Source organism: Candidatus Protofrankia californiensis, assembly GCF_900634765.1.
GTDB classification, from domain to species: Bacteria; Actinomycetota; Actinomycetes; order Frankiales; family Frankiaceae; genus Protofrankia; species Protofrankia californiensis.
Genome location: NZ_CAAAFT010000175.1, coordinates 26,135 through 26,899, shown reverse-complemented (window position 1 = coordinate 26,899; position 765 = coordinate 26,135). Strand labels below are relative to the sequence as shown.

At 71.0% G+C, this 765-nt stretch carries 1 protein-coding gene; it reads right to left on the bottom strand.

Annotated elements, in window-relative coordinates; all coding sequences use genetic code 11:
* A partial coding sequence (gene hemG, locus DD1DGNOD_RS09880) for a protoporphyrinogen oxidase (protein ID WP_131769953.1) occupies positions 1 to 551 on the bottom strand: 551 nt, incomplete at its 3' end.
* Positions 552 to 765 lie beyond the last annotated feature (214 nt).

Below are 765 nucleotides of genomic sequence, written 5' to 3'. Positions count from 1 at the left end.
ATCGGAGTGAGCTGCGGAACCGTGGCGCGCAGCGACATGGCGTCAGCCCGCCCCGCATACACCCCTCCAAGCAGGGGGTCCACCAGTCGTTCGACAACCTGGCGGCCGACCCGAGCGCCCACGAAGTTGCCGACCGTGGGATCGGCCGGCAGCTGGGTACGCGGCAGCACCAGATCGGCCGCGGCGCGGATCAGCCCAGCCGGGGACAGCACCCGCGAACGGATCAGGCCGATCGCGTCGGTCGGAACGCCGAGCATGGTCCGCGGTGGCAACGGGCGCAACCGGCCGGAGATCAGCAGCGCCGCGGTGGTGGTGGCCGGGTGGACGATGTCGTGGCCGAGACCCACATGACGGGCCAGGCGTACCGCGTCCGGCACGCGGACGAGGAACGACTCGGCGCCCTCCTCGACGTCCAGCCCCTCGAACGGGGTCGTCCGCAGCTTGCCTCCGACACGGTCGCCGGACTCGACGACGGTAACCTGGGCTTGGCCCCGCAGCGCATACGCGGCCGCAAGCCCCGCGATACCCGCTCCGACCACGACGACGCGCATGCAGACCCGCTCCTCCCGATTGCGGCCACCTCGCCCGATGTACCCGGCCGCCGCTTGAGTATCGAACGCCGTTGTTCGGCAGCCTCCTGGCCCGGGCCGACAACCTCACTTGCGACAACCCCAGTTGCGTGACCTGCACCAGTTTCCTCCGCTGGTCGCCCGCCGGGGCGCAACGGCCGGAGATTGCATGACAGGGGTGAGGAAAGGCACCCGG